This window comes from Binatus sp. (SeqCode) (genome assembly GCF_035272065.1).
GTDB lineage: Bacteria > Desulfobacterota > Binatia > Binatales > Binataceae > Binatus.
Genome location: NZ_DATEQZ010000066.1, coordinates 16,302 through 39,856 on the forward strand (window position 1 = coordinate 16,302; position 23,555 = coordinate 39,856).

Annotated in this window: 19 protein-coding genes, 1 tRNA gene and 1 pseudogene; 6 read left to right on the forward strand and 15 right to left on the reverse strand. The window is 60.6% G+C overall.

The features are described 5' to 3' along the window. Nucleotides 1-75 precede the first annotated feature (75 nt). The 4 genes from VJX68_RS12775 to VJX68_RS12790 all read right to left on the reverse strand — a co-directional run bounded on the left by VJX68_RS12775 (nucleotide 76) and on the right by VJX68_RS12790 (nucleotide 4,448). Entirely contained in the window at nucleotides 76-1,911 is a 1,836-nt protein-coding gene (locus VJX68_RS12775; RefSeq protein ID WP_324096084.1) for a flavin-containing monooxygenase, read from the reverse strand. 206 nt (nucleotides 1,912-2,117) lie between these two features. Further along, entirely contained in the window at nucleotides 2,118-3,674 is a 1,557-nt protein-coding gene (locus VJX68_RS12780; RefSeq protein WP_324096119.1) for a right-handed parallel beta-helix repeat-containing protein, read from the reverse strand. A gap of 237 nt (nucleotides 3,675-3,911) precedes the next feature. Further along, nucleotides 3,912-3,987 (reverse strand) — tRNA-Lys (locus VJX68_RS12785). 68 nt (nucleotides 3,988-4,055) lie between these two features. After that, nucleotides 4,056-4,448: a hypothetical protein gene (locus tag VJX68_RS12790; RefSeq protein WP_324096085.1), complete on the reverse strand. Its 393-nt coding sequence runs from the start codon at nucleotides 4,446-4,448 to the stop codon at nucleotides 4,056-4,058. Nucleotides 4,449-4,943: 495 nt separating this feature from the next. Here VJX68_RS12790 and VJX68_RS12795 point away from each other — a divergent pair, with 495 nt between their 5' ends. The 3 genes from VJX68_RS12795 to VJX68_RS12805 all read left to right on the forward strand — a co-directional run bounded on the left by VJX68_RS12795 (nucleotide 4,944) and on the right by VJX68_RS12805 (nucleotide 8,815). Continuing rightward, a complete protein-coding gene (locus tag VJX68_RS12795; RefSeq protein WP_324096086.1) occupies nucleotides 4,944-6,125 on the forward strand; it encodes a sigma-54 interaction domain-containing protein in 1,182 nt (393 codons plus the stop codon). Between the two features lie 440 nt (nucleotides 6,126-6,565). Next, entirely contained in the window at nucleotides 6,566-7,528 is a 963-nt protein-coding gene (locus tag VJX68_RS12800; protein WP_324096087.1) for a glycosyltransferase family 2 protein, read from the forward strand. A gap of 42 nt (nucleotides 7,529-7,570) precedes the next feature. Then, nucleotides 7,571-8,815: an NAD-dependent epimerase/dehydratase family protein gene (locus VJX68_RS12805; protein ID WP_324096088.1), complete on the forward strand. Its 1,245-nt coding sequence runs from the start codon at nucleotides 7,571-7,573 to the stop codon at nucleotides 8,813-8,815. 115 nt (nucleotides 8,816-8,930) lie between these two features. On the opposite strand, the gene VJX68_RS12810 is transcribed toward VJX68_RS12805, so the two are convergent. The 6 genes and pseudogenes from VJX68_RS12810 to gabT form a co-directional block, all read right to left on the reverse strand. Next, a complete protein-coding gene (locus VJX68_RS12810; RefSeq protein WP_324096089.1) occupies nucleotides 8,931-9,887 on the reverse strand; it encodes a glycosyltransferase family 2 protein in 957 nt (318 codons plus the stop codon). 30 nt (nucleotides 9,888-9,917) lie between these two features. Further along, nucleotides 9,918-10,838: a glycosyltransferase family A protein gene (locus VJX68_RS12815; RefSeq protein ID WP_324096090.1), complete on the reverse strand. Its 921-nt coding sequence runs from the start codon at nucleotides 10,836-10,838 to the stop codon at nucleotides 9,918-9,920. A gap of 6 nt (nucleotides 10,839-10,844) precedes the next feature. Next, a complete protein-coding gene (locus tag VJX68_RS12820; protein ID WP_324096091.1) occupies nucleotides 10,845-11,753 on the reverse strand; it encodes a sulfotransferase domain-containing protein in 909 nt (302 codons plus the stop codon). Nucleotides 11,754-11,757: 4 nt separating this feature from the next. Further along, complete coding sequence (locus VJX68_RS12825; protein WP_324096092.1) at nucleotides 11,758-12,615, reverse strand: sulfotransferase domain-containing protein; 858 nt, start codon at nucleotides 12,613-12,615, stop codon at nucleotides 11,758-11,760. After that, nucleotides 12,612-13,484 carry a sulfotransferase domain-containing protein gene (locus VJX68_RS12830; protein WP_324096093.1) on the reverse strand — a complete coding sequence of 291 codons (873 nt, stop codon included), beginning with the start codon at nucleotides 13,482-13,484 and terminating at the stop codon, nucleotides 12,612-12,614. Before VJX68_RS12830 ends, VJX68_RS12825 begins: the two co-directional genes overlap by 4 nt. 33 nt (nucleotides 13,485-13,517) lie before the next feature. Further along, nucleotides 13,518-14,794 (reverse strand): annotated as a pseudogene (gene gabT / locus VJX68_RS12835) (4-aminobutyrate--2-oxoglutarate transaminase). A 133-nt stretch (nucleotides 14,795-14,927) separates the two neighbouring features. Here gabT and VJX68_RS12845 point away from each other — a divergent pair. From VJX68_RS12845 to VJX68_RS12855, 3 genes are read left to right on the forward strand one after another with little or no spacing between them, the layout of a single operon-like run. After that, nucleotides 14,928-15,812, forward strand: a complete 885-nt coding sequence (locus tag VJX68_RS12845; RefSeq protein WP_324096095.1) for a hypothetical protein — start codon at nucleotides 14,928-14,930, stop codon at nucleotides 15,810-15,812. Further along, entirely contained in the window at nucleotides 15,748-16,419 is a 672-nt protein-coding gene (locus VJX68_RS12850; RefSeq protein ID WP_324096096.1) for a chromate transporter, read from the forward strand. The genes VJX68_RS12845 and VJX68_RS12850 overlap by 65 nt, the downstream gene beginning before the upstream one ends. Nucleotides 16,420-16,439: 20 nt before the next feature. Further along, the gene (locus VJX68_RS12855; RefSeq protein WP_324096097.1) at nucleotides 16,440-16,958 is read left to right on the forward strand and encodes a chromate transporter; all 519 of its coding nucleotides are present in this window, start codon (nucleotides 16,440-16,442) and stop codon (nucleotides 16,956-16,958) included. Between the two features lie 101 nt (nucleotides 16,959-17,059). On the opposite strand, the gene VJX68_RS12860 is transcribed toward VJX68_RS12855, so the two are convergent. The 5 genes from VJX68_RS12860 to VJX68_RS12880 form a co-directional block, all read right to left on the reverse strand. Beyond that, nucleotides 17,060-18,373: a DUF1329 domain-containing protein gene (locus VJX68_RS12860; protein WP_324096098.1), complete on the reverse strand. Its 1,314-nt coding sequence runs from the start codon at nucleotides 18,371-18,373 to the stop codon at nucleotides 17,060-17,062. 184 nt (nucleotides 18,374-18,557) lie between these two features. Beyond that, nucleotides 18,558-19,565: a sigma-54 interaction domain-containing protein gene (locus VJX68_RS12865; protein ID WP_324096099.1), complete on the reverse strand. Its 1,008-nt coding sequence runs from the start codon at nucleotides 19,563-19,565 to the stop codon at nucleotides 18,558-18,560. Nucleotides 19,566-19,625: 60 nt separating this feature from the next. Then, on the reverse strand, nucleotides 19,626-20,645 hold the full coding sequence (locus tag VJX68_RS12870; RefSeq protein ID WP_324096121.1) for a potassium-transporting ATPase subunit C: 1,020 nt from the start codon (nucleotides 20,643-20,645) through the stop codon (nucleotides 19,626-19,628). A gap of 26 nt (nucleotides 20,646-20,671) precedes the next feature. Beyond that, nucleotides 20,672-22,816, reverse strand: coding sequence for a potassium-transporting ATPase subunit KdpB (gene kdpB / locus VJX68_RS12875; RefSeq protein ID WP_349255915.1), 2,145 nt, complete (start codon nucleotides 22,814-22,816; stop codon nucleotides 20,672-20,674). 73 nt (nucleotides 22,817-22,889) lie between these two features. Then, entirely contained in the window at nucleotides 22,890-23,555 is a 666-nt protein-coding gene (locus VJX68_RS12880; RefSeq protein WP_324096101.1) for a potassium-transporting ATPase subunit KdpA, read from the reverse strand.

Below are 23,555 nucleotides of genomic sequence, written 5' to 3' on the forward strand. Positions count from 1 at the left end.
ACGCCGCGCAAGCGGCGTCCGCCCAGCTTAGGCATCCGAGGGGCCGGCTTCCCAGCCGGCCCCTCTCCGTTTGCATCAGCTAAAGCGCAGGCCCTTCATTTCGCCGGATTCGCGCCATTTGCGGATCAGCTCGTGGAACTCGACCGGGCCGCCGCCGTATAGCTCGCCGGCGAGACCGAAGCCTTTTTGCGGCTTGCCCTCATTGTTGTAATAGCCGGGAGTGCACGCCTCCAGAAAATCCTGGTTGTTCATCGCCTTCTCTTTGATTGTCGCAACCCACTCCGCTTCGGCCTCGGCCGTCGGCTCGATGCATCGCGCCTCTTGCGATTTTGCGTGCTGAATAAGCGCAGTGATGTGGCGTGCCTGCTCCTCGAGCATGTGCGGAAAATTCGCGGTCAGCGCGTTCTGCGTGATGCCCATGTGGAAGCAGTTCGGGAAACCGGCGCTGCAGAAACCATGCAAGGTTTTCACTCCATTCGCCCAATTGTCGGTCAGTGATTTGCCGTCACGGCCGTAAACCTCGAAGCCCGCGCGCCGCGTGTACGCCGTGCCCACCTCGAATCCGGTGGCGAAGATAATGCAATCGACCTCGTACTCGACGCCGTCAAACACCAGGCCCCTCTCTGTGATGCGATCGACGCCGCGGCCCATCGTGTCCACCAGCGTGACGTTCGGCCGGTTGAACGCCGGCAGATACTCGTCATTGAAGGTCGGGCGTTTACAGAACTGGCGGTACCAGGGCTTCAGCGCCTCCGCCGTCCTCTTGTCCTTCACCACTGCGTCCACGCGCGCGCGAATCTGATTCATCTTTTTGAAATCCGCGATCTCCGCCAGACGCATGATCTCTTCCGGCGATACCGCAGAGTTGGTGTTGTTCCGCGCGATGAGCAGACCGCCGAGGTTGCGGATGATGTCGGTCCATCCGTCGTTGACGAGATCCTGGTCCTGGAAGCCGCCCGTGACCAGCACGTTGAAATTCTCCATGCGATGCTTCTGCCATCCCTGCTTCAGCGTCTTCACCCATTTGGGGTCGGTCGGACGATTGCCGCGTTCGTCGATAGAGGAGGGAGTGCGCTGGAACACGTACAGATGCTTCGCGTACTTCGCGAGAAACTGGACGCACTGTACGGCGGTCGCGCCAGTGCCGATAACGGCGACGCGCTTGTCGCCGAGTTTGTGCAAATTTCCGTTGGTATCGCCTCCGGTGTATCCGTAGTCCCACCGGCTGGTGTGGAACGTGTGGCCCTTGAAGGTATCGATGCCGGGTATCGCGGGCAGCTTCGGCCGGTTAAGCGGCCCGTTGGACATGATGACGAACCGCGCGCGCATCCGGTCGTCGCGGTTGGTGGTGACGATCCATCGGCACTCGTCCTCGCTCCAGGTGAGCGCCTTGATCTGGGTCTGAAAGCAGGCGTCGCGATACAGATCGAACTGCTCGCCGATGCGCCGCGCGTGGGCCAGGATTTCCGGCGCGTACGAGTACTTCTCCTTGGGGATGTAGCCGGTTTCCTCGAGCAGCGGCAGATAGATGTACGACTCGATATCGCATTGCGCACCGGGATAGCGATTCCAGTACCAGGTGCCGCCGAAGTCGCCGCCCTTCTCGATGACGCGGATATCCTTTACGCCGGCCTCGCGCAGACGCGCGCCTGCCAGCAGGCCGCCGAAACCGCCGCCGATGATCACAACGTCAACCGCGTCGTTCAGCGGTGGTCGGGTAAAGCCGTGATCGACGTAAGGATCGTCCACGTAACGGCTGAAGTCGCCGTTCACTTCGACGTATTGTTCGTTGCCGTCGGGGCGGAGGCGTTTGTCGCGCTCCTCGCGATACTTGGCGCGAAGCGTCTCAGGGTCGAAATCGAATTCCTGCTGGCCGTTGCCGGTGGTCGGAACTTTTTCAGCGTCACTCATCGCACAATCTCCGAACTGGATTTTTGGTGAGCCCGGTCGGGTCGTGAACCCGGACCCCGGTGGTTAAAGGTCAGTCGAGGCTTATCTTTCAGTAGTCGTCCGTAGCGTTCGTTTCAATATTCTTCTACTAGGTGCGAAATTTGGTGAGCCGGCCGGGACTTGAACCCGGGACTTCGGCGAAATTAATCCACTCACCTGACCCGCCCTTATCGCCTAACCCCGCGCCGCACACCGCGGATTGGCACCGGAATCTGCATGCCGACTATCGCGTTGGTGATGTCGAAACATCCCTGATCGCCATCCGGGTTTTCAAGTACCAGAGAAAACGGCCCATTACCCAGGGGCGCGGAGTCGACGCCTGCGATCTCGATGTTCAGCGTCCACTCACCGCAGGCTGGCGCCGCCGGCATCGGCAGCTCGACCATCCTGGCCGAGACGGTCGCCGCCAGCGGATCCAAGAAGAGAGTTCCGTAGCTCACGTGGTTGACCGTGTGCACCACCCAGGAATCCAGCGACAGGAACAGTCCGGTGTGGTCATGAGTTTCACAACTGCCTGCCAGAAGACTGACATCGATTCCGTTGAACGCATCGTCGGCCGCGTCGCACGTCGGGAAGCCATTCTCCGTGAAGGTAAACGCCAGGTTGACCTGATCTGAAATTGGAGTGGTCGAACGCGCTATCTGCAGCCTTTCGCTGTTCGGCGCGAGCACGAAGGGCGTCGTCTGCAATTCGAAGGCACCGGCGTCGCAAAAATTGAGGTTGCTGGGATCGGGACGCGGCAAGCCGCGCTGGTCGTTCATTAGAGGTAAGGCAGTCGGCGACGATTGGTCGGTGCAATCGGCGACGGGAATAAAATCGATCGCTTGGCTGTTCGGCTCAAGCGCGATGGTCTGCGTCGGTCCGCCGTTGTTCTGCAATCCTGCCGGGTCAAGATGCAGAGTCGTGCTGTTATTGACGCTGGGACTGCTGAAACCGCAGCTATTGTCGTCCGAGATGTTGTAGCCCACGTCAGTAACCGCTTTACCGCCGCAATTGCCGCCGGTGCTGGCCGCCAAAATGTTACCCTTAAGGCTCACTGTACCCTCGTTGTGGATGGCGCCGCCCGTGCCGCCCTGGAGGGCCTCGTTGCCGGAAAACGTGCTGTTGGTGACCTTGAGCGTGCCTTCGCTGTAGATGCCACCGCCGAATCCGTTGGAGGCTTGGTTGTTCGAAAACGTGCTGTTGGTGACGGTCAACGTGCCTGTGGCGTCGTTGTCGATGGCGTCGTTATCAGAAAACGTGCCGTTGGTGACGGTCACCGTGCCACTGTTGTTGAAAATCGCTGCGCCGCCGAGGCTGGCCTGGTTGTTGGAAAACGTGCTGTTGGTGACGGTCAACGTGCCACTGTTGTTGATGGCGCCGCCGAGGCTCGCCGAGCCGTCCGCAATGGTCAGGTTCTGCAGGGTTAGCGTGGCGCCGCTATCCACTTTTGTAACTTGGTGGCCGCCGCCTTCGAGCGTGATGCCCGGCGAGCCGGTCGGTCCGGTGATGGTCACCGTCTCGCCGCTGACGATGTCGGGAAGTGTGCTGACCAGGTCGATTCCGCCGATGAGGCCGGTCTGAAAGACTATGGTGTCGGTGCCGGTTCCTGCCGCGCACGCTTGAACACCTGCCGTGGTGTTTGCCGCCGTTATAGCGTCAGACAGGTTGCAGTGACCGCTGACGCTGGTGGAACTGAGCGTGTCGACGGTAATAGTGGCGGCACGCGCCAACCCCGCCATCACCAGGAACAAAAGCGGCAGCGCAACTGCCGCAAGCGTGAAGCGCCGATTTCGAATCTGCCATGGACCCCTTCCCGCAGCGCGTTCAGCCGCGTCGGCAAATTTTCGTGGTCAACTGTTCCATCTGCATTATGCACTGTCAATCCGGCGGCGGCCGTCGGCAACCTCAAAAGGTGCGGGCATTGATTGGGTGCGGCGAGTTCGAACGCCTGAGACTTCGTCAATTTCGAGTGGATTTACTGGTGAGCCGGCCGGGACTTGAACCCGGGACCCTGTGATTAAAAGTCACATGCTCTACCACCTGAGCTACCGGCTCGCCTGCGGGATTCCAATGCTTACAGGTAATTCAATGCGTTGGAAATAGGCGAGTACGCGGCGGGCCAGTCACGAGCGCGATGCGCCGCCGAACAGCGGCGCGAACGCCGCTCGATAGTGCCATGCCAGGATGACCTCGAAGGCGGCCACGATGAACGCGACCGCCAGCTGCATCGGCACCGGCGAGAGATAGAGATGGAAGGCGATGATGTTCACGATGATCGGCGCGAGAATCACCAGCGCAAACGGTACCGCCATGTTCAACAGAAGTAGCGCTCCTCCTAAAACCTGGGGCCCGAAAATCAAGGTGAACATGTAGCCGGTGCCAATCAACGCACCGAAAAATGCACCCGCGGCGGGAGTCGGCGGGGGATTGGGCATGAAATGCAGGAAGCCGTTCAGGCCGAAGATAAAGAACACCAACCCCAGGAGAATGCGAGCGACGAGGACTACGACCTTCATCTTTAATTCCTCCCGCGCTAGTCATAGCAATCGTTGGCGTGCTCGACTACCGGGAATCGGCGCGCGCTGCACTTTTTGACCGCATTATTAGGCCATCATATCGATGCCATCTTTGCGCCGATTGATGGAAATCGAGGCATCACAACGGGTGCAATCGGCTACTGTGGATAAGCCGTAAAAAGTTCGATTTTTCAATAGGTTAAGGCGATCGAAGGTTGATGCCTTTCATAGGAGACGGCGAGAATTAGTGCGGCGGGGAATTGGGGCTATCATTTGCTGTGGAACCCCGTCATGATTGCCCCGCGCTATGCACGATGGAAAGGGCGATGGCAAGACACAAGGGGACTCGCCTTTGCTAAAGTCAGACGGTAAAATTCGTGCGCAACGGCTTGACACACGAGCCACTGCTCGATTATATCCAAAACCCTACAACTAGTAGAGCAGATTTAGTAACTGACTGTAGGTCGAAGATAAGCAGCGGAGAAGGAACCAAAGATGCGCCTTCAAGAGTACTCGGCGAACGCAACGCCGGTCGCGGCTGCGAATAATCTTCGCAGCGAACCGGCGGCTGCCGCGTGCGAGTGGTTGAGCCTGGAGCTTCTTGCGCATGGATCGGAGCGGGTTGGCGGGATGGTGGTGCGGTCGGCGCAAGTGCGCAAGGTACTGAAAACCATTTCACGCTTGAGCCCATATAAGGCAATCGTTCTGATTCACGGCGAGTCCGGAACCGGCAAGGAGCTCGTAGCGCGAGCACTGCATACGCTGGGCTCGGCCCCGGGCGGCCCGTTCGTGACCTTCAACTGCTCCAACCTGGTCGAATCGCTGGCCGAGTCGCAGCTTTTCGGCCATGTGCGCGGCGCATTCACCGACGCCCGCGAAGATTCACTCGGCTACTTCCGCTCCGCCAATGGCGGCACGCTGTTTCTGGACGAAATCGGCGAGCTGCCGCTGCGGCTGCAGCCCAAGCTGCTGCGCGCCGTAGAGACGCATGAGATCCAGCCAGTCGGTTCGTCGCGGTGCTATTCGGTCGATATTCGGCTGGTAGCGGCGACTAATCGCGACCTGCGCGCGATGGTCAAGGCCGGGCAATTCCGCGACGACCTGTTTTACCGTCTCAATGCGGCCGCAATCCTGGTCCCTCCGCTGCGCGAACGCCGCGATGCAATCCCGGCCTTCATCGCCCATTTTATCGAGCATTTCAATCGCCTGTTCGGCAAGGACGTTAAGCTGGTGTCGCGCGCCGCATTAGACGCGCTGTGCTCCAACCAGTGGCTCGGCAACGTTCGCGAGCTCGGCCATGCGATCGAGAGCGCGGTCCTGATGACCGAGACCGACCGCATCGATGTGGACGACCTGCCCTTCAGCCACGAGGTTGCGACTCCAGAGGCGGTCGGCGTTCCGACCGACACGATGCTTCCCAATGGGACGCTCGACCTGGTCGACGGCGGCGCCAATGCCACCGCCAAGGACTGGCCCTACTCCCTCGACGCCGTAATCCGCGAGGCCTCGAAGCTCGCGCTGATTCGGGCGCTGCAGGCAACCGAGGGCAATTGCCATCGCGCCGCCGAGCTGCTTGGCGTATCGCGCTACACGGTCTACCGGATGCTGAATCGTTTCGGCCTGGCCGAGGGGCGCACATACAGGACCTTCCGCAAGCCAACCGCCCGCCGCGCGTAGAAGGGCAGAATTCCATCGTAGCGAAACCCCTCCGTGGGTTTCGCGCTTCCTTGGGGAGGGGTGACCCCTGCACCCAGTATTAAGACAGGATGCAAGACTTCGTGCCTGTCAGAAGTCATTTTGGGAAGAGGCGGGCTGCTCTTTTTCGTGTGTATTCTCTCATTCTAGAGCGAAAGCTGCTGTAGCGAGGAATCCCGGTCTTATTTGTCTGCTCCTATTTTTGTGTCATCCCGAGCGTAGCCGAGGGATCCCGGATCTTTTGCGATGCGGAGCACTTCGACTGCACCGAGGCACGCGAAGCTGAGTTACTCCGAATCCCGGCCTCCGCTATCTCGATGCTGTTCACGAAGCCCGTTGAGCAGGCTGCCACTTGGCGTGTAACCTGTCGCCATCGGGCCTTCGCGGCCGGTCAAAAGACCGCAAGAGAACCCAACTAAATCGTGCCTCGCGTTTCTGTAATCATTCCCGCGTTCAATGCGGCAGCGACTATCGCTGGCACCGTGGACAGCGTCCTCGCGCAGACTCTTCAGGATTTCGAAATAATCTGCGTTGACGACGGCTCGACCGACGCTACTCTCGCAATCATCAAACAGTACGACGACCGCGTGCGTCTGATCGAGCAGGCCAACAGCGGGCCTGCGGCGGCACGTAACAACGGCGCGCGGCATTCGTCGGGCGAGTACGTCGCGTTTCTCGACGCCGACGACGTCTGGATGCCGCAATTCCTCGAGCGTAGTATCGCGGCGCTCGATGCCGACCCCGCCCTGTCGCTCGTGTACTGCAACTGCTCGCTGGCGGACAGCGAGGGCGTCTCGCTCAACACGTCGCTGGTCGGGAAAGGCTTCGACCATGCTCCGTCGTTGAACGAACTGCTGACGCAGCTGTGGCCGATCATGCCGAGCGCTGCCCTCGTCCGTCGCTCCGCGTACGATGCGTGCGGGGGCTATCGTGACGCGTTAAAGGGCGCGAGCTTCCGCTTCGAGGACGTGGATTTCTGGATCAAGCTGCGCGAGCAGGGGCCGTTCGGCTATATCGACGAGCCGCTGATCATGTGGCGATTCGCGTGGTTTCCCAGGCAGCTCAAGCGGCTGCCCGATTACTCGAAGGCACTGCACGTTTTCGAGGCATATCTGCAGGAGCGCTACGGGGTCTCGGCGGCGCCGCTGGTCAATGCGCGCGCGCGCGCGCCGCGGAGTATCCTCGCGACGATCGGCCTCAAGGCGCTGCGCGACGGCAATCGTCCTCGCGCGCGGGCTGCCTTCGCGCGCGCGATCAGGGTCGATCCTTATCGGCTCAAGAACTACCTGCGCTGGATGCGGACGTGGCTGCCGCATCGGCTGGCGCAGAGCCTGTCCGGCGGAAGGTCCCGGCGCACTCGATCTGATCGCGCATATCAGGAATAACTAGACAGGATATTTCGCTCTTTACCGTTGGAGGCATTTTCGATGCGGGTGATTGTAACTGGTGGGGACGGATACCTCGGATGGCCGCAGGCGATGTACTTGTCCAAGCGCGGCTACGAAGTATGCGTGGTGGACAACTTCAGCCGCCGTCTGTGGGACCTCGAATGCGGGACCGAGAGCCTGATTCCGATTTGCTCGTTGCAGGACCGGTTGGCGGCGTGGCGCGAGACGACCGGCAAGTCGATCCGAATCGCGGTCGGCGACCTGACCGACTACCCATTTATCAGCGGCGTGGTGCGCGACTTCAAGCCCGACGCAATCGTGCACTACGGCGAGCAGCGGAGCGCGCCGTTTTCGATGATCGATCGGCGGCATTCGGTGCTCACGCAGGTCAACAACCTGGTCGGCACGCTCAACGCCGTTTACGCAATCCGTGAGCACGTGCCCGAATGCCACCTGGTCAAGCTCGGCACGATGGGCGAGTACGGTACGCCGAACATCGACATCGAAGAGGGCTTTATCGAGATCACGCACAACGGGCGCACTGACACGCTGCCGTATCCAAAGCAGCCGGGCTCCTTCTATCACCTGTCCAAGGTCCACGACTCGCACAATATCCAGTTCGCGTGCAAAATCTGGGGAATCCGCGCGACCGACCTCAACCAGGGCGTAGTGTACGGCGTCGACACCGACGAGACGACGCTCGACGAGCGGCTCGCGACGCGGTTCGACTACGACGGAATCTGGGGCACGGTCCTCAACCGCTTTTGTATCGAGGCAGCGATCGGCCATCCGCTGACAGTGCACGGCAAGGGCGGGCAGACCCGCGGTTACCTGAATATTCGCGACACGATGCGATGTATCGAAATCGCGATCGAGAAGCCCGCGAAAGCCGGGGGATACCGCGTGTTCAACCAGTTCACCGAGCAGTTCTCAGTCGCGCAGCTAGCGGACCTGATCCAGGCGGCGGCGAAGCATCAGGGGCGCAACGTCGAGATTCAGCATATCGCGGACCCGCGCGTCGAGGCCGAGGTCCACTACTACAACGCCAGACACACCAAGCTGATCGACCTGGGCCTCAAGCCACGGCTGCTGTCGGAGACGCTGATCGATTCGATTTTCGACAAAGTCGAGCACTACAAGCACCGCGTAAAGAATGATCGCATCGATGCGCTGGTGAACTGGCGGCATACCAGCAACGCCGTCGGGTACGGCTCGATGTCGTCGGCGCCGGAAGCGGAAGAGGTTGAGGCGAAGCCGAAGGCGCGTATATCGCGCGCACGCTAGTCTGATACCTCGCCCGTTATTTCACGGGAGAGGTTAGGTGAGGGTTCTGCGATCCAGCACGTACGTTTGGTGAATGCGCCGCAGCACCCTCACCTGCCGACGAGGCAAGAAGACCCTACCCGCCGCGGGAGGCTTTGCCGCCCAGCGCGCGGCGGATCGGCGCGGGCAGGTACGTTCGCGCTATCCGCATGTAACTCTTCACGTGCCGCGGATCGTACTTCAGCACGCGTACAAAACATCGGCGGGCGCCTTCCATGTTGCCGCGGCTCATCTCGATTACGCCGGCGTTGGCAATCATTCGCACGCGATGGCGGATGAAGTCCTTCACGAGTCCGTCCGCGCGCGTGCCATATCGTTGGCGAATCAGATCGACAATTGCGGTGGGGCCGATATCGCGGTTCAGCACCTTGGGAAACAACTGGCCGTAAGTGAAGCGGACTAATTTTTCGGGCAGGTAGATAAAATGCCCTTGCTCGCGCATCAGCAGCCAGAAATGAATGTCCTCGGCGCTGATCAGTTGTTCGCAGAAACCGCCGGCGCGATCGAAGGCGTCGCGGCGCATCACGACCGTGCTCGGCGTGATCGGCCAGATGCGCGCGAGCATCTCGTCCATCGTGGGCGCGTGCGCGGTGTCGGAGCCGATCTGCGACCGGCGGAACTCCTCGCCGGCCTCGTTCACGACGATCATGTCGGAATAAAGCAGCGCCGCGCCGGGATCGGCGCGCATCGCGGCGACGGCAAACTCGAGCTTTTGCGGGAGCCATTCGTCGTCGTGATCGATCAGTGCGAGTAGTTCGCCGCGACTAGCGGCGATGGCAGCGTTGCGCGCGGCGGGCAATCCGCGATTGGCCTGTCGCACGACGCGAAGTTTGTCGCCGTACTTCGCCAACACTGCGGGCGTGTCGTCAGTCGAGCCGTCATCGACGACGACGACTTCGTAGTCGGTGAAGGTTTGATCGAAAACGCTCTTGAGCGCGCGCTCGATCGTCGCGGCACCGTTGTAAACCGGGATTATTATCGAGACGCGCGGGTTGCGTTCGCCCTGCTCGGATGTTGACGCGGCAGATGTCATCTTCCCAAGTCGGCCCCAGCGAACCGCGGCTCAAACTCCCGGCAAGTCCGAGCTCGAGGACACCCGCGGCGTGCGCGCCGGAAGGAAGGTTTTTAGATATCGGCGATATGCCTTCGGTGAGGCAGGTTGATAGTAGATGACGCGGGCGAGACATCGGCGCGCATCCTTGGGTCCTCCCTCGTTCATCAGAACGCGGGCCATGTGCTGCATGACCTTCATCCGGCTGAGCCGGAACTCGCGGATGACGCCGGCGGCCGAGGCGCCATAGCGTTCGCGGAGCAGCCTAACGTACAAGTCGCATTGCGGTTCGCGGTTGAGCGCCTTGGGATAGAGCGGGCGCGTGGTCTTGCGCACGAGAGATTCGCGGACGCGTAGGAAATGTCCGAACTCACGCGCCCGCAACAGGAAAAACAGATCTTCGCAGGAAGCACCCAACCGCTCGTCGAATCCACCCGACCGCTCGAACGCCGATCGTCGCACCACGAGCTGACTGGGCACGACATTCCACGGGCGCGCGAGCATTTGTGCCATCGTAGGCGAATCCACGCCGTCGGTCTGGCTCTCCTGATTGGGCATCGGCAGCCCTTTTAGGTCAACCTTGAACGCGTCGGTGTAGACTAGCCCACAGGCTTTATCTTGATCGAGTACGGTGACACATCGCGCGAGCTTTCCCGCCATCCATTCGTCGTCATGGTCGAGAAATGCGATGTACTCGCCGACCGAGGCGCGTACTCCAACGTTGCGCGCCGCGGATACACCGCGGTTGGACTGGGTGATCACGCGGATTCGATCGCCATAGCGCGACAGCACTGATGCGGTGTCGTCGGTCGAACCGTCATTGACGACGACTACTTCGTTGTCGGTGAAAGTCTGGGCAAAAATGCTGCTCAGCGCACGGTCAATGGCGGCTGCGCCATTGTACACGGCAACAATTGTCGACACCTTCGCCATCGCGAACTACTTTCCCTGAGTGGCAGCGGCGCTGCCGACGGCGCGACCGCTTTTGGCGCGAGGACTCTTCCACGCCGATAGATCGCGTCCGATCATTTGCTCGAGCACGTCGATTTCGGGGCGCATGAGTTCGTGCAGGCGCGCCTCGATCTCTGGATCGAGCGGTGGAAACTTTGGTCCGCCGCCGAAAACCAGCTTCCACGCACCAGCTTGCTCGAGAAAATTGCTGGTGGTGTAGGCTTGTTTCTCCTCGAGCCAGTACATGAAGTGGCGCGCCTTGCGGGCAACGCGCGGAAATCTCGGCAGATCGTTAATCGAGTTGATCATCTCACCCTCGGCGGCCGACGCCGGCACCGGATAGCGCTCGATGCCGATGAAGTCGCAAACGCAGTCAAGGTAGGTTTGCGGATCGGCGCGCAGGTCGTCGTTGAGCAGCACTAGCACGCGGTCGTCGCCAAAGCGCGCGCGGTAGTCGGGCAAATGCGTCGCGTAGCGCGTCACTTCGATGATCTGCGGAACCTTTACCAGGAACACGTCGAGTGGATCGTTGGTCAGCGTGTAATGACGCCAGAGTTTATAGGCCGAATAGATTCGCTCGACGGGGTTGCGAAACGAGCAGATGATTTTGCAGCGCGGAATATGGAGCGCGATACGCTCAGCGGCCTCGGGGAAGCCGAAGTATGGATTGACCTCGCCAGCTGGGCGCGCGCGGTCGGCGTCGCGGAAGTGATGCGCGTACCAGTCGATGCCCTTGTAGTAGTTGGTGGTGAAGAAATCGGTCTCCTTGATTCCGGCAGGTAGATTTACGCGGCCCTTCAGAACTTCGTGCAGCCACGTGGTGCCGGTGCGGCCGGGACCGACGCCGATGAAGTCGGGCAGTCGCAAGTCGCGCGCGTTGTTGGAAGATTGAGTCATCTATTTAAGCAACGGTTACGCGGCGCACTTGCGGTTTTTTCCACGCGGAGAGATCTATCGCTAGCAGTTCCTCGAGCGCCTCGACTTCCGGCAGGTAGCGCTCGCGCAAGTGCTGTTCCTGCTCGGGCGTAAGGCGGCCGAATGGCTCGCCGCGGCCGTAGCAGAAATCCCACACGCCGGCGCGCTCGAGCAGATTGATTACCCCGTATGCCTGATGACTCTGCATCCAGTACATCATCTTGCGCGCGTTGCGCGCGAGCTTGCGGTTGCGTGGAGCGCGCGCAAACGAATGGACATCATCACCGATTTCGGGGCGCGCGGAAAGTGCGATGCGCTCGATGCCAATGAAATCGGTCACTCGATCCAGATACGACTGCGGCTGCGCGCGCAATTCGTCGTACATCGTTACCAGCACGTTCTCGCGGCCGAACAAGTCGAACCACGTCTGGAGATGAGAGGCGTAACGATTGCCGCTGCCAAGATTGGGGCGTGATTTCAGGACCTCGTCGAACGAGCCGCGCGCCCATGCAAAGTGAACGACGAGCTTGTACGCGGAAAAAGCGTGATCGACGGGATCGCGCAGCGTGGTGATGATACGGCAATTCGGGATGTGGGTCTTGATGCGATCCGGAGCGAGCGGATGGAAAAAGTACGGACAGATTTCGGCGATTTTGCGCTCGCCGGTCGCGTAGCGAAAATGATGCGCGTACCAGTCGATGCCCTTGTCATAGAACGTGTTGAAAAACTGCGTCTCCTTGACGCCGTAGGGCAAATCGACGCGGCCCTCGAGCACGCGATGCAGCCACGTGGTGCCGGTGCGGCCGGGACCAGCGCCGATGATTTCTGGCAGCCGTCGAATCATCCGACGGCTAGCCGCGGAGCGGGACGCTCGGCGGCCCGCGGCTTTTTCCACGCGGAGAGATCGATGCCGAGCAATTCTTCGAGCGCCTCGACTTCAGGGATGTAGCGTTCGCGCAGTCGCTCCTCCTGTTCGATGGTGAGACGCGTATACGGCTCGCCGCGTCCACCGCAGAACCCCCACACGCCCGCGCGTTCGAGCGCCTTGATGAGGCCGTACGCCTGATGCCCCTTGAGCCAATACATCAGCTTGGTCGCGTTGATCGCGAGCCGGCGATTTTTCGGTGCGCGAGCGAACGAGTTCACGTCGCCGCTGAGGTCGGGGCGCGGCGCGAGCGCGATTCGCGGGACACCGATGAAATCGCAGACGCGATTGAGGTAGGCCTGCGGCTGGTCGCGCAATTCATCGTACATCGTGACGAGCACGTTCTCGCGCCCGAAGGTATCGAACCAAGTCTGGAGGTGTGCCGCGTAGCGGTTGCCGCCGCCGAGATTGGGCCGGGATTGCAGGACCTCGTCGAGGGTTCCGCGACGCACCCATCCGTAGTGGCGCATCAGCTTGTACACGGAATAGATCCGATCAACGGGATTGCGCATCGTCGCGACGGTTTTGCAGTTCGGAATGTGAGTCTTGATGCGTGCTGGCGTCTCAGGATGGAAAAAATACGGCGGCGAGATTTCTGCGATGGGACGGCGGCCGGTCGCGTAGCGAAAGTGATGCGCGTACCAGTCGATGCCCTTGTCGTAGAACGTACTGAAAAATTGCGGCTCCTTGACGCCGTCGGGCATGTCCACCGCGTCGCGCAGCGCGTTGTAGAGCCAGGTCGAACCAGTGCGCGGCGGCCCGATTCCGATAACGTCGGGGAGCCTCATCTGCCATATTTCATATGAATTAGGTGCACAGTGCTAGCGGAGGTCGGCGAGCGAGTGCTCCAAAATTGTCATGCCTTCGTCCATCAATTCGGGAGACGCGGTCAGCGGCGCGAGGATTCGGATGACGTTGGCGTGGATTCCCGCGGTCAGCAGAATCAGGCCGCGCTCCGACGCGCGCTTCGCGAGGCGGCTTGCCAGTTCGGGCGCCGGTTCCTTGGTTGCGCGGTCGCGGACCAGCTCGATCGCGAGCATCGCGCCAAGTCCGCGCACGTCGCCGATGAACGGGAACTGCTCGCGCATCGCGTCGAGGCGCGCGCGGACCAGCGCGCCCTGCTTTTCCGCACGCGCGAGCACCTGCTCGTCGCGGAATATGTCGAGCACGGCGAGCGCGGCGGCGCATGATACGGGACTGCCCGCAAACGTGCCGCCGAGACCGCCGGGTGCGACGCTGTCCATGATTTCCGCGCTGCCGATGACGCCCGAGAGCGGGAATCCCCCGGCCAGGCTCTTGGCGGTCGTTATGAGGTCGGGCTCGACGCCAGCGTGCTCGACGGCGAACATCCTGCCCGTGCGTCCGAAGCCAGTCTGAATCTCATCGGCGATGAAGACGATGCCGTGGCGGTCGCACAGGGCGCGGAGCTCGCGCAGAAACTCGAATGGCGCGACGTTGAAGCCGCCCTCCCCTTGCACCGGCTCGATGATAATCGCGGCAACGCGAGACGGCTCGACCGACGACTTGAACAACGCCTCGATCGCGGCGAGGCTCATCTCCGTGCTGCCGCCGCGATATGCGTCGGGGAACGGCGCGTGAAACGTATCTGCGGAAAATGGCCCGAAGCCGGCTTTGTATGGATTCACTTTGCCGGTGAGCGCCAGCGCCATCAGCCTGCGCCCGTGAAATCCGCCGGTGAACGAAATGATCGCGGACCGGCCGGTCGCGTGCCGCGCAATCTTGACGGCGTTCTCGACCGCCTCGGCGCCGGTGGTCAGAAAGATGGTTTTTTGGGCGCCGCGATCGGCGCGAGCTGGTTCATCCGCTCGGCGAGCTTGACGTACGACTCGTACGGCGTCACGCCGAAGCAGGTGTGAGTAAAGGCGTCGAGCTGAGCCTGCACGGCGGCAATGACGTACGGATGGCGATGGCCGACGTTGAGCACCGCGATTCCGCTACCGAAGTCGATGTAGCGGCGGCCGTCGGCGTCCCAGATTTCGGCGCCCGACGCGTGATGGGCGAGGATCGGAATCGGTACGCTGACGCCGCGCGGGATTGCGGCGGCGATACGCTCGGACAGTGGTGTTGCGATGCTCATGTTTGACTCCCGGCAGGCTGGCCCGGTACCTATCTCGCTGCGCCAGGCCTCCTCTCCAAAATGACTGAGTAACAGTTTCGGACCCGCCAGCAAATCAGTAATAATTGACTCGACGAGCAGACGATAATTGCGGATGAGTGCGCACCCCGAAAGTTCAAAGCTTTACGAACCGATCGTTCCGTCGGACCAGATTCAGTTTCGCGAATACAAGCTGCTGCTGAGGCCGGAGCTGTTCCCCGACGAGAAGGCGTTTCACAAATTCTGGAAACTGGCGCATCACGCGGCCAAGTCGCTGGGCATCAAGCTCGGCAAGATGGACGAATCGATCAAGGCTCATCAGCGCGAAGTGGTCTTCTACGACACGCCGCACTTCAAGCTCTACAATCACGGTTTCATCCTGAGAAAACGCACCTTCTACCATCATGGCGTGCCCGACGCGCGGCACGAGCTGGTGATCAAATTTCGGCATCCGGAAAAGAAGGTGGCGCTGGCGGTGGATCCGCGCCCGCTGCTGCCGTGCGAATACACGCTGAAGTTCAAAGAGGAAATCCTCCTGCCCAAGGACGGCGCGCTCGGGATGCGGCTGGTGTATTCGCACAATTGCGAGCTCGACACGCCCAACATCATATTGACGCAACGATTCGAGACGACCGCCGAAGCGTTTCCCGCGCTCAAGCATATCGACGCGAATCCGAAGGCGCCGCTAAGCGTGGTGAACGGCGTATCGATCCAGGAATACCTGGTCGATCTCGGGATGCTGGACTTCGGCCACAAGCTCGAGGCGAAGGCGACGCTCGCCGTGTGGCGCGTGCGCAGCTCCAATTCGCCGATCGTCGCGGAGTTCGCGTACCAGTTGAAGTTCGACAGTCCCGAAGCGGTGCGGCGCAAGCAGCGCGAACTTTCCGAGTTCTTCTACACGGCCCTGCAATCGCGGGCCACAGACTGGGTGCAGCGTGGAACAACCAAGACCGCCCTCATCTACGGATACAGAAATACCAGTCTCAAACACGAAGAGTGAGCCCGATCTTCATCCGAGCCTGCTGACACTGTTCAGGATCTTCCTGCTCGCGGGAGGGCTAAGCTTCGGCGGCGGCGCAGTCGCCTATCTGCGCGAGTACCTGGTGCGCGACGAAGGCTGGCTCGACGACGAGGGCTTTCTCGGCGCGATGGAGATCAGCGAGACGCTGCCCGGGCTCAACGCCGTCAACATGGCGATCATCATGGGCGACAATCTGCGCGGCATCGCGGGCGCGGCGGTATCGGTCATCGGGATGCTGCTGCCGGGGTCGATCGTCGTGATGGTGCTCGGGATACTGTATCAATCGAATCACAGCAATCCCGAGCTGAAGCGTTTCCTGCTCGGGATTGCCGCGGCGGCGGTCGGTTTGCTGTCGGCGGTGACGTTGCAGATCGGGCGGCGGCAGTTTCGCCAGCTTCCCGACATCGCGATCGTCATCATCACGTTCCTGGCGGTCAGCTCACTTAAATTGCAATTGTTCGTGGTGCTGCTTGGTATCGGGCCGATATCGGTGTGGCTGTACCGTCCGCACGTTTCGAAACCGCGTGCGGAGGACGAGCATCTGCCGTTTCATCGCGGCGCGCGCCATCACTTGTTCCGTCATTAGCAGTTGAGATCAAAATCCACATGACGCGATTGATCCACCTGTTCCTGGTCTTCTCGCTGCTGTCGGTGCTGGCGGTCGGCGGCGGCACGGCGGTGTTGCCCGAGATGCAGCACATGACGGTGCACACGTTTCACTGGCTCACCGACGGGCAGTTCCGCAGCATCTACAGCCTCGGGCAGGTCGCGCCGGGGCCGAACATGCTGATGGTGCTGGTGATCGGTTACAAGCTCGCGGGATGGGCAGGGATGGTCGTGGTGGGAATCGGATTTTTTCTGCCCGACTGCATCATCACACTGTTCGTCAATCGATGGTGGGTGCGTCTGGGCGGATGGCCGTGGCGCACGTCGATTCAGCGCGGGCTGGCGCCGGTGGCGATAGGCCTGATGATGTCGGGCACGTATGCGATCGCGAAGCTTTCGATCGTGAACGCGCAGACGCTGGCAATCGCGGTTGTGGTTTTCGGGATTCTGCTATGGCGCCACATCAACCCTGGCGTGCTGGTGCTGGTGGGCGGCGCCGCCTACGTACTATTGAGCTAGGCGCGCGAAGAATCGACCCCGGGCGCTCGACAGAAAAAGAAAACGCCGACAGGAGTCGATGCTCCTGCCGGCGTTCGTGTGATCAAGATCCGATCGCCAGGCTACATGTGGCCGACTTCTGACATCTTCACCATCGCCTCGGTGGTGAAGAACGCCTTGTCCACCGCACCCATGTTGATGTACCAGCATTCACGCTCGGGCGTCTCGATGCCGGGCAGGTAGCACATGGTGGCCTCGGTGCTCTGCACATCGGTGGAGCAGGCGCCGACGACGAATTCGCGCTTGAAAGGATAGATGGCGACTTTCGCGTCGGGTACCGGACGGTCGCGATACGCGAGCCAGTAGATGTGGTTGCGGAACAGCTCGCCGCGGCGATCATACGTGTCGATGTACGGCTCGAACCACATTTCAGAATCCATGTAGATGACGGTCTTGGAATCCAGCGCCGCCGCGTTGTTCACGCTCCTGCGTGGCTCAGCGGTCACGATGTACACGTGGCGCATCTGCCAACGTTCCGGGCACGCACTGGCGCCGCCGTCGGTGGCGCACCGGATTTCCGGTGAATGCTCGGCGTCAACCGTCGCGAGCATCTCCTTCTCGCCCAGGAACTTGTAGTTGTACTGCTCGGTCTTGGGATTGAAACCAGAATAGTGATCGGGATCCCAGGTCTGCGCGCCAGTCGCGCTCGAATTTATCGACTCGTTCAGACGGCGCAAACGCCGCGAGCCGGTCTGCCAGGTCCAAGTGTCGTCGCCGTGAGCCGGATCCCCATAACGATAGCGCAGCAGGCTGGTGCCGCGAGCGTCCTGGGGCGCGAGTTCGGGACCGAGCAGGAACAGCCACAGGCGGTTGGTAGTCTTGAAGTCGGGATCGACGGGCAGCGGCTCGACTTCGGTTCGGCCGACGAGGTCGTAACCGGCGTAGTGGCCGAGCTGTCCGTATGCAACTTCAAAGAACGGCTTGTTGTAGCCGGTGTAAACGGTGTCACAATCGAAATAGCGGAGATCGTAGTCGTCGGATTGAATCGGGCGCCACACGTTGTTCCAGATGACCTTGGTCGCAACGTCAGGATCGTTCGCGTCGATCAGCGGGAACGGCTGGCCGGCGACATAGCCGACGACCGTGCGATGATCCTTCGAGAGCTGCACTTGCGACGAATATTTTTCTGTCGCATCCTTATAAGGAGGCGGCCAGTCCACGCGCAGTGTCGGGACGATTTTCATCGTCATCCCGTGCTGCACTTTGTAAAATACGCCCGGTGAAACGAGGTCCTTCACCTGCGCCGCGTTGTCCGGAGTAATGAAGTCGCCCGGCTTGACGCCTGCCTCCCCTGGCAGGCTCATTGCCACGAGGGCCAGCAGCGCGATGCCCCCGACGACGACCGTTTTGCGAATCCCCAATGTCCCCAATAACATTCGAACCTCCGTGAAAGCCCTGAAACGTTTTTTCCCTGGCCCGACTTAATGCCTTTGGCGTGAATTTTTCACGCCCGTTGTCTCGTATTAGAACGGTCAGATGCAGATGTCAATGCGTCTAATTACGCTTCGGCTCAAATTTACCTATTGCGTTCCGCGAGGCACGGCTCTATACGAGGCGGATTCAGCCGATGCCGTACTGTCGGCGTTTGCGCCAGAGCGTCGTCACATTGATGCCGAGTGCGGCCGCCGCCTGGCCAAGAGTCGGGCTTTGCGCCAGCGCGCGCAGAATTTGCTCACGCTCGAAGTCTTTCAGCCTGGTTCCGCGCGCAGCGGGGGCACACATCGGCGAGACGCGATGACGGACCGAGTCCGGCAGGTCATCAAGGGTGATTGTTTCGCTACAAGCGAGGTCGGCTGCGCGCTTCAGGGCATTGTGAAGCTCGCGAACATTTCCCGGCCATCGATAGCTGACCAGGGCCCCGGCGGCCTCCATCGACAGGCGAAGCTGGGGACGGCCGGAGGCGATCGACATTCTCTGCAACAGCCAATCCGCGAAAGGAAGGACGTCCTGAGTTCGTTCGCGGAGCGGCGGAAGCGTGAATGCGATCACATTCAGGCGATAGAAGAGATCCTCGCGAAAGCGTCCGGCGGCGACTTCGGCTTCCAGGTTTCGATTGGACGCGACGACGACGCGAACATCAACTCTGAGTATGCGATTGCTGCCAATTCGCTCAAAGCAACGGTCTTGCACGAAATGAAGAAGCTTTATCTGCAGCGAGGTTGGGAGCTCGGCGATTTCGTCGAACAACACGGTGCCGCCATTGCCGGCTTCCAGACGTCCCGGCTTATCATTGATGGCGCCGGTGAAACTCCCGCGAACGTGGCCAAACAGCTCGTCTTCCAGCAAGTGCTCGGCCAGCGTCGTGCAGTTGATTACGACGAACGGGCCACGCCGCCGCGGACTCCATCGATGAATCTGGCGGGTAAGCACATCTTTGCCGGTGCCGCTTTCACCGGTCAGGAGAATTGTCGATTCGCCCGCCGCGGCTCGTTCGAGCGTCTCGAGCATCGCGGACATTTCAGGGTTCCGCGATTCGAGCAACAAATCTTCTTCGATCGGTTCCTGCAGCGCCTGGTTGTTAGCGCGAAATTCAAGCGCCGGAGCTCCGTATGGTCTTTGAACATCCATCGCCCTGTGTCCCCGAAAATCGCCCTCGAGTTGCGCTGACCCGCGCATGCTCAAAAATGGCTACGCTGGCGGCGCACCATAGCGCTTGTTCAATTCGAGGTTGACCTGCAACACGTTGATCATTTTCTCGCCGACGAAACCTCCCAGCGGCGCGAACGCGTCTGTCTGCAAGATTTGACCGATCTCCACGCGCAACTGGCCCGGGTCGCGCTTGGTATCGGTCGCCCATTTTGAAGCAACCCGGTCGAGCTGGTATTCGGCGTTTTGCAGCGTGATATGCGGATCGAGCCCGGAGGCGGAAGCCGTAACCATATCTCCCGGTACGTCAGCGAGGGGTGCATCCGGATGGTCCTGCCGCCACATGTCGAAGAAGTTGGACTGGATGTCCGATCCGTCCTTGACTGGCTCGATCGCGGTCTGGCTCTTTCCACCGGGCAACTGCGTGGTAACCGCCGACGGAAACTTGCCGGGATACTGCTTGGAGAAGTTTTCGAAGAACAGGATGGCCAGATCCGACGGTTGCGGAGTTGGGGTGCCTGGGTTCTGCTTGATCCAGTCTGCAACTTCGGCCTTATGGTCCTTCGCCCAATCAGTGATGTACGTGGCATGCGACGGATCGGCACTTACCCATCCCTGTGCCGCTGCGTTGTGAGCATCAGCCCACTGCGCGACGATGTGCGGCTGTCCGCCGAAGCTGTCCTGCTGGAACCATGCTTCGATGTCCGGGGCCACCAATTGACCCGCCTTTGCTCCACTCTTGTACTTGACGATCGGGCCCAGTGCCTGCGCTACGCGATAGCGCAACATATAGTTGGATGCCGCGAGCGCCGATGAGGCCGACGCCGAACCGTCATAAGATGCAGCCGAGGGTCGCGGCCAGAAATACTCATCCTTGGTGAACGGTTGCGCGATGAGCAGCGACCCGACCGGCTTTCCATCCGGTCCCGCGACCATCCTGCCATTGGCGGTGAACGGGAAGAACGTTTGCCCGATTGCCCATACTGCCAGTGGGTAGATCAAGCAGCAGATTACGACTGAACTCCCTAACAGCCAGAAACTTTTGATTATGTGATTTTTCATCGTTGTTACCTTCAATCGGGCGTTGATCACGCAACCAGGTGCATAGCGCTAAGGACGACGTCGATCAGCTTAATGCCGGCGAACGGCAGGATGATGCCGCCGAGACCCCAGATGAGAAGATTTTCCCGCAGGAGTGCATCGGCACCCAGCGGCCGATATTTGACTCCCTTCAAGGCGACCGGAATCAGCGCCGGAATGGTGATGGCGTTGAAGATGACCGCCGACAGTATCGCGGAGGTCGGCGAGTGTAGATGCATCACATCCATCGCCGCGAGCCATGGGAGCGTGCCGGCGAACAGCGCCGGAACGATCGCGAAATATTTGGCAACGTCGTTGGCCACAGAAAACGTGGTCAGCGCACCCCGGGTCATCAGGAGCTGCTTGCCCACCTCGACCACTTCAATGAGCTTGGTTGGGTCAGAATCAAGGTCAACCATGTTGCCGGCTTCCTTGGCGGCCTGCGTGCCGGAGTTCATCGCCAGGCCCACGTCGGCCTGTGCCAGCGCAGGGGCATCGTTGGTTCCATCGCCCATCATCGCGACCAGCTTGCCTTCAGCTTGTTCCTTGCGGATGTACGCTAGTTTTGATTCCGGCGTGGCTTGCGCGACAAAGTCATCGACGCCAGCCTGCTTCGCGATCGTCGCGGCGGTGAGAGGATTGTCGCCGGTGATCATCACCGTTCGCAGACCCATGTTGCGCAGCCGCTCGAACCGCTCGCTCATCCCGGGTTTCAAGATGTCCTCGAGCGCGACCACGCCGGCGATTTTGGAATTTTCAGCCACCACCAATGGGGTCGCGCCCTTCGAGGCGATAGTGTCGACGATCTTCTCCAACCCGGCTGGCACTGCGCCGTTTCTCTTTCGGACGAAGGCGATAACCGCGTCCGGCGCGCCCTTGCGAATGCATCCGCCATCGGAGAGATCAACGCCGCTCATCCGAGTCTGCGCGCTAAAGGCGATGAATTGCGCGCCGACCGGCGTTTGCAACTCTCTGGCACCGACTCCGGCCGCCTGAGCTGCGACCACGATGCTCTTGCCCTCCGGAGTTTCATCAGCCGCCGAAGCAAGCGCCGCCAACTGCGCCAGTCTCTGTTTCGTATAGCCAGCAACCGGCTCGAAGTCAGTGGCGTGGCGATTGCCCACAGTGATCGTGCCCGTCTTATCCAGCAGCACGACGTCGATATCGCCTGCCGTCTCAACCGCCTTGCCGCTCTTGGCGATGATGTTGGCCTGGAGTGCGCGATCCATTCCCGCTATTCCGATCGCGGCGAGAAGTGCTCCGATGGTTGTAGGTATAAGACAGACGAGGAGACCTACAAGGGTTGGAACGTCGGTGCCCAGGCTTTTCAGCGGCTCGGACGTGCCGAGATAACCCATCATGTACTGTTCGGCATTCCACGCCATCGGCCAGATCGGGATAACCACGATCAGAAACGCAAGGGTAACTGCGGACAGCACCAGCGTCAGCGCGATTTCATTCGGCGTCTTCTGGCGAACGGCGCCCTCGACCAGAGCGATCATGCGATCGAGGAAGGTCTCGCCTGGCTGCGCGGTGATCTTTACCGCGATTCGATCGGAGATAACCCTTGTTCCGCCGGTAACTCCGGAGCGGTCGCCGCCGGCCTCGCGGATCTCGCCGGTAATCGCAGCTTCATCCACCAACGCAATGCCCGAGATGACCTCGCCGTCGCTTGGAATCACTTGTCCCGCGCTTATAACGACACGATCGCCCGGCCTCAGATCGGTTGACGAAACTTCTTCGACCACATCGCCGACTTTGATGCGATAGGCCGGCGTCTCAGTGCGCGTCTTGCGCAGCGAATCGGCCTGGGCCTTGCCGCGCGCCTCGGCAAGCGCGGTGGCGAAATTCGCAAACAGGACAGTCAGCCAAAGCCAGAAATCCAGCGCGATGAAATACGTGATCGGGACCTGGCTCGCGGAGGTACTCACCAACGCCTGCACGATGAAGAGCAGTGTCAGCACCGCGCCGATCTCGACCACAAACATGACCGGATTGCTCCACTGAATGTCGGGGCGAAGCATCACGAAGGACTGCTTCAAGGCGTCGCGCACGAGCTCCGGTTCGAAAAGTTTTCGGCTTCTGATCCGCCTTGACGGACGGGGATGCTGAGGTTCCTGAATAGTCCGTATCGGTGTTGCGACTGCTCCCATTTTTAAATCCTCCGACATAACATGCTCATCTGCGAGAACGGTCCTCAAAAGTGCGACACCATTGGCGCCCGGCCTAACCGCCAAACGGTATCGGTCCCAAGTGATCCGCCAACGGACCGAGCGCGGCGACCGGCAGGAACAGCAGTGCGCCAACGATCACGATTGTGCCCAGGAGCAGACAGCCAAAGGTGGCAGTATCGTCGCGCAGAGTTCCCAGACCGAATGGCGTGCTCTTCTTCATGCCGAGAAACGCCGCCATCGCGATGGGTGCTACTATTGGAAGATAGCGGCCGAACATGATTACCAGGCCGCCCGCTATGTCCCACGGCACGGCCTCGGCCGCTGGACTTGGATTGTTGTTCAGGCCATAGCTCACTCCCAGGCCGTCAAAAGCGGAGCCGTTGTTCGCAGATGATGACGAGAACTGGTAGACGATCTGCGATAGTCCGTGCGCGCCCGGGTTGCTGGTGGCTTTCATTCCCCAACTGGTCGCGGCGAACAGTCCCGACGGTCCCAGGATCAAGATCGGATGGACCAGGAGTGCGATCATGGCAAGCTTCATCTCGCGAGCACCGATCTTCTTGCCAAGATACTCTGGCGTGCGTCCCACCATCTGGCCGGCGAGAAAGATACCTATGATGAGAAAGAGCAACAGGTTGATCATCCCCACGCCCTTGCCGCTGTAAATGCAGTTCAGCCACATGCCGACGAAGGGCGATAGCCCGGCAATAGGATTCAA

Bases quoted from the DNA above. Each gene is read 5' to 3' on its own strand.
- VJX68_RS12825 (WP_324096092.1), bottom strand. From the start codon at position 12,615: ATGATTCGACGGCTGCCAGAAATCATCGGCGCTGGTCCCGGCCGCACC.
- VJX68_RS12795 (WP_324096086.1), top strand. From the start codon at position 4,944: ATGCGCCTTCAAGAGTACTCGGCGAACGCAACGCCGGTCGCGGCTGCG.
- VJX68_RS12820 (WP_324096091.1), bottom strand. From the start codon at position 11,753: ATGACTCAATCTTCCAACAACGCGCGCGACTTGCGACTGCCCGACTTC.
- VJX68_RS12810 (WP_324096089.1), bottom strand. From the start codon at position 9,887: ATGACATCTGCCGCGTCAACATCCGAGCAGGGCGAACGCAACCCGCGC.
- VJX68_RS12865 (WP_324096099.1), bottom strand. From the start codon at position 19,565: ATGGATGTTCAAAGACCATACGGAGCTCCGGCGCTTGAATTTCGCGCT.
- VJX68_RS12790 (WP_324096085.1), bottom strand. From the start codon at position 4,448: ATGAAGGTCGTAGTCCTCGTCGCTCGCATTCTCCTGGGGTTGGTGTTC.
- VJX68_RS12855 (WP_324096097.1), top strand. From the start codon at position 16,440: ATGACGCGATTGATCCACCTGTTCCTGGTCTTCTCGCTGCTGTCGGTG.
- VJX68_RS12805 (WP_324096088.1), top strand. From the start codon at position 7,571: ATGCGGGTGATTGTAACTGGTGGGGACGGATACCTCGGATGGCCGCAG.
- VJX68_RS12815 (WP_324096090.1), bottom strand. From the start codon at position 10,838: ATGGCGAAGGTGTCGACAATTGTTGCCGTGTACAATGGCGCAGCCGCC.
- VJX68_RS12775 (WP_324096084.1), bottom strand. From the start codon at position 1,911: ATGAGTGACGCTGAAAAAGTTCCGACCACCGGCAACGGCCAGCAGGAA.
- VJX68_RS12860 (WP_324096098.1), bottom strand. From the start codon at position 18,373: ATGTTATTGGGGACATTGGGGATTCGCAAAACGGTCGTCGTCGGGGGC.
- VJX68_RS12870 (WP_324096121.1), bottom strand. From the start codon at position 20,645: ATGAAAAATCACATAATCAAAAGTTTCTGGCTGTTAGGGAGTTCAGTC.
- VJX68_RS12845 (WP_324096095.1), top strand. From the start codon at position 14,928: ATGAGTGCGCACCCCGAAAGTTCAAAGCTTTACGAACCGATCGTTCCG.
- kdpB (WP_349255915.1), bottom strand. From the start codon at position 22,816: ATGGGAGCAGTCGCAACACCGATACGGACTATTCAGGAACCTCAGCAT.
- VJX68_RS12830 (WP_324096093.1), bottom strand. From the start codon at position 13,484: ATGAGGCTCCCCGACGTTATCGGAATCGGGCCGCCGCGCACTGGTTCG.